Source organism: Spirochaeta cellobiosiphila DSM 17781, from assembly GCF_000426705.1.
GTDB lineage: Bacteria > Spirochaetota > Spirochaetia > DSM-17781 > DSM-17781 > Spirochaeta_E > Spirochaeta_E cellobiosiphila.
In genome coordinates this window covers 128,615-137,212 of sequence record NZ_KE384557.1, presented here as the reverse complement: position 1 = coordinate 137,212, position 8,598 = coordinate 128,615, and the positions used below count along the sequence as shown (strand labels likewise).

Sequence of the window (8,598 nt, the reverse complement as noted above, 5' to 3'; positions counted from 1 at the left end):
GCCAAGTTGCGGATGTATCCCTTTTTCAAATGTGTTACAATAGGGGGGCGCTAAGCCCTTCTCTTGTATAGAGTTGTGATGGATTGTTATTAATAAAGTAGCAATTGGCGGTTATTATCATCTCTCTTTTTTCCTTTTTTACGGCAATAATAAGACACAATATTCTCGAATTGCTTATCCGTGACATATAGAATGTCCACCTGTCCATGCTGGGGAAGAGCTTCTTTAACCCTCTTCTCATACTTTGGAATCATTTCCTTTCCAGATAATGACTTATAATACACCGAATACTGAGCCATTGTAAATCCCTGTTTCTTCAAGAACACTCTAAATCTATTAGCTTCACTTCGTTCAAAGTCCGTCATTACTGGTAAATCAAATAACACCATCATCCACATCATCTTGTACCCACTGAGGTAATAATCTCCCGTGTCCATTCAGACACCTCCACAGGCATATCTGCCAAGTTTAAGCTTTTTGATTTGGATTTTAAGGAAGTGACCATATCCCAGGCTATATTTTGAAATACCTTTCCTAAGGGAACTTTTTCTTCTTTATACAAAGTATCTATTGTTAAGGATTTGGATAGAATCGCTTTTATCTCTGGTGTTAAGTTACCTTCTAATTGATAGACAAGAGCGTCAATCATAGGTCGATAGGGTTCCATTAAGTCATCAGCCAGACAGAAAGGATTGCGATTAGGAGAATGAAGTAAACCGATGGCGGGATTCAAACCAGCACTATAGAGACCTCTGATAACAGCAGAACGTAGGACAGTATAACCATAATTAAGAAGGACGTTCTTACCACTACCCTTTTGTTGACGACGGAATGCTTCTCCATAGAGAGACTGCCAATATAGTCGTGCTCCTTGAGCCTCTTTGTTATCTGGATCACCAGAATGAACATCTGATGATAATTTATGCAAACGGGCAACATTCTTCTTCTGATAAGAATCGAGAACAATAGCCTGATGCCTTAACTTGGCTGCCACAATTTGCTTCCAGTAATTCTTACGCATAGGTTCTGTCATGTTAATCTGATCCTGTAAACGATCCCCTTCTTGATTATGAGAAGCTAAAGGTTGGAGGATAGCATTAGGCACATAGTGACTATCACAAAGGATAACGACAATATGCCGATTAGCCAGATCAGACAGGAGGGGGGAGCTAAGAGTGACTGAGGGTGAGGTAATTAATAATGTCTGGAACTGATCCAGATCTACCTGCCCCACAATCGTACCTTGCCTTTTGATTTCTAAAAAGCCTAGGGATTTATGCAAAAATGATCCCCGGGCTGCAACTTCTAGTACCTGAGGTATCATGGTATAGAAGATCGACAAAGTCTTTACATAACTGGAGTTATTTTTACTTTTTCTACTTTTCCCTGTTTAAATATAAAAGTTAAAGTCTTAAAAACTTGTCCAGAAGCATCAGGATATTCAGCTTTTATCCTTTTTGAACTAGTACACTCTATCCAATTTTTATTATCCTCACTCGCCCATACACTTCTAATATCGAGGCAATTTGTTGTAGTAGAATACCCCGCAATTCGATAATACCAGACATCCTGTTCATGACTGACTTTGATCACATCATTCTTATAGAGCCGCATTAGTCTCTTAGCTGCGGGATGAGGTTTAGTGTAGTGATATCCTTTTTGATTAGCATCATAGCGAGAGACAAAGACTCCTTTATAACTAACAGCCCCCCCTTTCTTCTTCGAAGGGACTTCCCAAATATCAACATACACATAGTCATTCACCTGATATCCCTTTTGAGGCATGGAAGCGATTGGTGTTATCTCTTGAGATTTTGGTATATAGCGTACACGCTTAATGCCTGAATCCTGAACAAATTTCTTAAGATCATTCTTGCTTAAGTCCCCGTCTTTTGAACAATAGGAGGCTAGTTTTTTACGCATGTGAGGATCACATATACCTTGAAGTTTGCCATCCCAGGTCATTTCTGCCAGATCCTTATATTTAATGTGATCCTCATCTACGGGAACTGTTGTTACCCATACTTCCTTTCTTAGGTATACGTCTGTCACCCCTTCTTGTATCAGTTGGGCTTTGAACTTCTTGAAACTCATCTCTTTTATACGGGATTCATATTCTGAACGTAACTTATGACCAGAAATAAGCCTGATATGATCTTCTTTTAAGAGGGATACAGCTAGAGGGAGATTCAATGTGACTTTACCATAGGCTGTCTCCTGGAAGAGTTTACCCTCAACACCATGATCAGGTTTTATAGAGGGAATCATCCTATCAATGCGGGCTTCCAATTGTTGTCTTAACTCTGGATTAGAGGGCACTGTAATAGATCCTAATAAGTTATTCCTATTGAGATCAGCCATCTTCTTAATAAGACTTCTATCCACATGAGCAATGACAGCGGCATCAACAGCATGATGCCGATGGTCGGCTCTTGATTTGAGTTTGGACTTGCTTAATATGGTATTTAATCCCCATTTTGCCCTTAATAAGGCAGTGGCTTTCCCTGTAGAGGACCAAACGTCAGGACATATAGATCGTAGATATTGGATGGCTACTCGTGCTATATAGGCGTTATCCGTTAATTGACTCGCATAGAATCCCTCTCCCCCTTCTTCTAAGTAACGCTCCATAGCATCTTGTCTGAATCTTCTAGCCTTTGCCTTTGGGTAATGACCTGTGATTCTCAAGATATCGCTATAGCTATACCCCTCTGGATCATGGGAGAAAGCTTCATAGGGAGTACTGTTTCTTTTGATCTGATTACAGGTTCTATGAGCCACAACTTTATTCATCATGGAGTCATCAAGGGTTCGGGAATAGGGTAAGATATGTTCGATTTCGATATTGGGAGTGAAGATCTCAGAAGCTCCGATCACCTTACCACAGTAAGGACATTTAGAGCCTAAGCCGTCACCAGCTATCATTTGTTCCTTATAGAGCTTGTACTTTCTAATATCTGATCTAGAAGCTTGCCTAATTCCATAGTTAGGATTCTCAACAATCTCCTTAGTAATGGCTTCGTTTTCCTTCTCATTATTAGCTTGAAGACGTCTATATTCTTCCACCTTTTGTCGAGAGTTTTTTAAGTCACGTGATAGCTCTACTACAATCTGAGTTGGCTTTCCTTGTTTGCGTATTAGGTCATTAACCACAGCACGAAGCTGATTTAAGGCTACATGAACAGTGGGATTACCGATTTTGCCATAATACTTCTCTGGATTACCTTTATCTTCTTCCTTTTTACTACCACCGATACAGGAAGTTGTTAAGACTTCTCCATAATAAGGAAGAGTATCTAGGCCCCCTTTTATATCTCTGACAGAATGGTGATAACCAAGGACAACAACCGCTTTGTCATAAGGAATATGTTGTTCTGCTATTACAGAGCATAATTCCTGCTGGATCTCTTTACATAAGGAAGTGGTTCCCTCTGGATAGTGATGCCCCAGGATCTCATCAATATTAGCTTCTGGGACACCGATTTTGAGGAGATCTTCTGTTAACTTTACTTCCTCTTCATCCGTATAAAGGCTAAGGATTCTTTCTACATATGCATCTTTTTCTACAAGAGATAAGCTATCCCATAAAGGACCGAAGTTAGTAGATTTTCTAAGGAAGACTTCTAATTCATTGCCCTTCATTCCCGTTTTTTTAGCTATATCAAAATTAAACTTTCCTTCTATATTGGGAAAAAACAAAGTATGAAGCTTTTTAAAAGTGACAGATTTCTGATTACTAAGGATATGGTATAAGGAATTTTTTTGATCATTAGCCAAGGGAATAGAAGAGCCATCAGAATTAAGGAAACGAAGATTCTCTATATCTTGCCAGATGCGGAATTGCTGACTTGAGGGAAGAGCTTTATAAGCCCGTAGCTTATCACTCATGTATTCACAAACACCACGTGGTTGAGGCTTCAAAGGACGTTGGAAGAAGATGATTCGATTAATATAATCCCAGTTAACATTTGCGTAATAGGGTTCTTGTACTTCACGAATGAGATCAAATTCCTTTTCATACATGTCCCGCTGGGGATAGAAACCTGATTCAGGACGAAAACGAATAGGCTGACGTCTTTTATGCCTATCATAGAGGAACTCTCCCAAAGTCCTCTTCCCTGAATCCTCAATGGCCTTGCTTAAGGCATCCATCATTTTGTAGTTCACACTATCAGGATCTTTCTGTTGTTCTAGTCGATTGCTTTTAAATCCTCTTCTTAGAACTAAGGAAAACAGAACACGACCTAACTCCCACCTAGCTAACTTTCGATCCAAGGCTTCTGCTCTTAATCGAAGAGGATCCTTACGAGCTAGATTCTTACGGTCAAATTGATTTTGTGGTAATAACTCATTATCAATCAATACTTGAACCAGCTTTGATTTCTGTGAAAGTTTTCTATCCCGTCTCCTTCTCATAGAACGAGCCACTCTTCTCTGTACGGCTTTAGACTCTCCTACTTTGTTAGGAGCAGCACTTTCCCGTCCATCTGGAAAGATTCGTACACCAGCATCTTTTAATTGAAAAGGATGGTCTTCTTCCATATCGAATAGAGCCCATCCTAAGGAATTGGTTCCTAGATCGATTCCTAATCTTGCCTTGCCCATATTTTTACACCCCTTTGTATTTTAAATAATATTGACATAAGAACTTTCCAGCCTTATCATGTTCATAACACATTTGAAAACGGGATACTGCCCTTAGGGGTTGCCCTTTATGGGTTTCCGTTAACAAGGTCTTTAAGGACCACAAAATGGAGGACGCTACGGCTAGCCTCCTTTTTTTTATTCTAATCCCTGGACCAAATGCTGTCCGGTACATTCTTTACCCCTCCCCCCAATACGTATCATCTTTAAAAGCCTCTAAGATAGCCTTATTAATAACCCTGTACCCATAGGACACGGCGTGGGAAGGAATCCCGACAATAGCGGCGATCTCCTGGAACTGGGGAACAGGCTTTAGTTGGTGAATCACATTCAGGGCCTGCTTACGTTTTTGCTTCCTCTGGGCGATCTCCCGGGAGCTGCCTGATTCCACATTAAGCTTCAGTCCTCCCACTCGATACTGCTCCTTGACCAGATGATAATAATGGATGCCTAAGGAATTAAACCTTCTATCCACCTCCTGATTAATCCTTAGGTGTATGGCTTCTTTTATTATCCCCACCTGGGATTCTAACAGGAGGGGATCTATCCCCGTGTAAGGACATAGGGATTCAATAAAGGCAGGGGACAGATGATAGGAATGATAGAGGATAAAAATATGTAAGTACTGGGGATAAGTTTTCCTTTTCGACGACCATTTCTTGAGAAAAAAAGCGATTCGTTCAAAGAACTGGACCTCTTCCTGACTCTTTCCCTTAGCCCAGAACTGGCTAATATTCTTTTTAACCACATCCATGAGCTGAGCTTCTTCTCGCTTTTCCTTAGTATATCTATGGAAAATATGAAGAGTAGCTAGCTTAATCAAATTCCCTATGATAGGCCCTATATCATTGAGAGACCTTGGAGGGATCGTCTGGGACTCTTTATACTTTTTCATTCTTCTGACAAACTCGAGATAGATATCACTACATAAGTCATCTGGTATTCGGGGATTTTTTAGATACTGGTCATACAGTTTTAAGGCTTCTTTTTCAATAAATTTTGTATTTAATGTCATATGGCCATAAGTCTAGCATGGGCTTGAATTGCTTGGCCAATAATTTTTACATAGTGTATATTGTTACTACTATGAGATACACCATTGGAGAATTTGCTCAACTATTGGGCGTGACCACTGACACTATAAGGTACTATGAACGTCAGGGGATTATTACACCTCAAAAGGATATACATAATAATTATCGTTATTTCAATGATTTAGATTGTCGTAATGTACTTATGAGCCGGTGGTTCAGAAGTTTTGATTTTACCCTTAAGCAAGCCAGCCAATTAACGACAAATGCTTCACTTGATGACATACAGGCTTCCATTGAGAACCAATCAGATCATGTACAAAAAGTAATCGACCGTAACAAACGCTTATTACGTCGATTGGAAGAAGTGTCCAGGGACATTCATGACTTAAAAGAGGGGTCTACCTTATTTACAAGATCCCAAAGTCCAGGAATCTATCGTATTGTCCAAACCTCACAGAATACACTCATCCATCAGGATCACATTCAAAAGACTGTGAGTCAGTGGATGGAATTACTTCCCTTCTCCTTTTACAGTCTCAAAATCCCTAGTGAAGAACTTAACAGGCCAGAGCCTTCAATGAACCACAATTGGGGATTAGCCTTAACAGAATCAGACTTTGAATATTTTGGTTTGCAGCTAACGAATGATATGGAATATATTCCTCCCTTCTCCTGTGTGAACATGCTCATTGAAACCAATAATGAGGTGCCCCTCAATTCTCATTTATTGGTCCCACTTAAGGAATACCTTAAGAACCAGGACCTATCTCTAAAGGGGGATTTGATTGGAAAGATGCTAATGTCAGATAGAAGACCTTCAGGACAATATCATACTCATATCAAGATCAGTGTTCCCGTTGATTTAAGATAATTCGATTTTTTTTTATCAATACTTGACCTTAGGCTTACACCAAGGTGTAATCTGCAGGTCTAAGTTTACTTCTGGAGGATTAATATGAAGTTTTTAGGACTTTTCAAGAAAACGGCTATTTTAGTATTGGCTCTTTTATCCATTAGCCTTTTATTGAACAGTTGTGGAAAGAAAAATGCCGTCCAATTCGAACCTGGTACCTATCAGGCACAGGGTGAGGGACGAGAAGGTAAAGTTGATTTTGATGTCACTTTTTCCAATGACAAGATAACTGATATCAATGTGGTTTCACAAAGTGAGACAAAAGTCATTGGCCAAAAAGCATTGGAAACAATGAAAAAACGTATTCTAAAAGCCCAATCGGTGGATGTTGATACCGTATCCGGGGCTACCATGTCTAGTCAGGCTATGCTGGAAGCAGTGAGTTCGGCAATCAAACAAGCAGGTGCTAATCCTGATGATATGGTTGTTGGCGTGGATAAGGGAGAAACAAAAAACATCAATTACAGTGCGGATATCATTGTTATTGGTGCAGGAGCTTCCGGAAGTTCTGCGGCTATATCTGCTGCTGATCTAGGAGCTAAGGTCATTCTTGTAGAGAAAACCTCCACCATTGGTGGTGCCAGTAACCTTTCCTGGGCTGGTAAATTCTATAATTCCTCAGTCGCTCTTCAAAAAGGTCTTAAAGTAGACGAAGAAGCGACCATTAAGGACTGGATTCAAAACAATCACTGGCGTGTGAATGCAGCAGCCATCCGACAGTATGTAACAAAATCAAAGGACACTTATACCTGGCTTAATAGCAAAGGGTATAAATTAGGATTTGTTAATTTTGCCGGTGAACAGCTTCACCCCCTTCCCCCTTATGATCAAAGAGAAGGACTGCTCAGAGGAATCCTGCATGATACTGTTGAGGCTAAGGGAGGATTGATCCTTACCAACACCACAGCTAAAGAACTTATTACAGATTCGGAAGGCAAAGTGATCGGTGCCGTAGCAACAGACGAAGAAGGTAATCGGATTGAGTTAAAAGCTTCAGCCGTTATTATTGCGACTGGTGGTTATGCAGCTAACAAAGAGATGGTAAAAGAAGCTTTTGGTTTTGAAGGCATAAATGGTGGTCTTGGTCAGAATGTCGGAGAAGGACTTAAAATGGCCTGGGCTGTGGGAGCCAAAGTTCCTGATAACTTTGGGGGACAGATGCTTCATCAGACATTGGCACCAGCCACTAAGGCTCTCAAAAAAGAATTTGAATCCTTTAAAGCCAGCTACCCTGTTATGCTTACTTATCTCCCCAACTTTATGAACGTTGGACCTGATGGGGCCAGATTCCGGGATGAAGGAGCCACCTTAGTGGCAGTAGCCGCCGCCAATACCAGCGCCTTTAACGGCCCTTATCACATGGTTATCGTATCCCAATCCCAGCTCAAAGCATTAGAGTCAAAAGGGATGAGAGGGATTCATGCTCCAAAACTCCCTGGTATGCCACCGGAATTCTATAGCGATTTTCGGGATAAGTATAAATTAGATACTCCATGGACAGATGTTCAAACTGTATTTGACAAAATGGTGGCTAATGGAGATGGATACAAAGGAAATACAATAGAAGAATTAGCTTTTAATGCGGGAATAGATAAAGAAACATTCCTAAATAGTTATTCCAAATATCAAAAGGCCATCAGCGATGGTGTTGATAGGGAATTCGGTAAGGATTCTAGATACCTTGAACCAATGGGTAATGAAGGCCCCTACTATGCTATCGTAGCCCAAATCAATAACTTAGGATCTGTGGGTGGATTACTTGTCAACACAGAATTCAAGGTTCTAAACGACAAGAGAATTCCTATTAAAGGCTTATACGCTGTAGGTTTAGAATCAGAAGGAGTCTTATTCAATGATACTTATGTTGGTAACGGTGTAGGTATAGCTTATTCGTTTACATCAGGGCGACTTGGAGGCGAATACTGTGCTAAGGAAGTCCTTGATTTAGAATAATATTGTACTCCTGTTAATGACCTGTTGATCTCTTTTTTTAAGGTGACAAAATTA

The 8,598-nt window shown here is 40.3% G+C and carries 6 protein-coding genes; 2 read left to right on the top strand and 4 right to left on the bottom strand.

Annotated elements, in window-relative coordinates; all coding sequences use genetic code 11:
• Positions 1-89: 89 nt before the first annotated feature.
• The 4 genes from cas2 to K345_RS0115535 all read right to left on the bottom strand — a co-directional run bounded on the left by cas2 (position 90) and on the right by K345_RS0115535 (position 5,659).
• Positions 90-437 carry a CRISPR-associated endonuclease Cas2 gene (gene cas2, locus K345_RS0115555; RefSeq protein WP_083963807.1) on the bottom strand — a complete coding sequence of 116 codons (348 nt, stop codon included), beginning with the start codon at positions 435-437 and terminating at the stop codon, positions 90-92.
• A complete protein-coding gene (gene cas1 / locus K345_RS21395; RefSeq protein WP_083963806.1) occupies positions 398-1,324 on the bottom strand; it encodes a type II CRISPR-associated endonuclease Cas1 in 927 nt (308 codons plus the stop codon). Before cas1 ends, cas2 begins: the two co-directional genes overlap by 40 nt.
• 23 nt (positions 1,325-1,347) lie before the next feature.
• Positions 1,348-4,605, bottom strand: coding sequence for a type II CRISPR RNA-guided endonuclease Cas9 (gene cas9, locus K345_RS0115545; protein WP_028974957.1), 3,258 nt, complete (start codon positions 4,603-4,605; stop codon positions 1,348-1,350).
• Between the two features lie 217 nt (positions 4,606-4,822).
• A complete protein-coding gene (locus tag K345_RS0115535; protein WP_028974955.1) occupies positions 4,823-5,659 on the bottom strand; it encodes a hypothetical protein in 837 nt (278 codons plus the stop codon).
• 71 nt (positions 5,660-5,730) lie between these two features.
• Between K345_RS0115535 and K345_RS0115530 the strand changes: the two genes are divergently transcribed.
• Both K345_RS0115530 and K345_RS21390 read left to right on the top strand, forming a co-directional pair.
• Positions 5,731-6,549 carry a MerR family transcriptional regulator gene (locus K345_RS0115530; protein ID WP_169714823.1) on the top strand — a complete coding sequence of 273 codons (819 nt, stop codon included), beginning with the start codon at positions 5,731-5,733 and terminating at the stop codon, positions 6,547-6,549.
• An 84-nt stretch (positions 6,550-6,633) separates the two neighbouring features.
• Positions 6,634-8,544 (top strand): FAD-dependent oxidoreductase, encoded by a 1,911-nt coding sequence (locus K345_RS21390; RefSeq protein WP_053228377.1) that lies wholly within the window; start codon positions 6,634-6,636, stop codon positions 8,542-8,544.
• Positions 8,545-8,598: the final 54 nt, after the last annotated feature.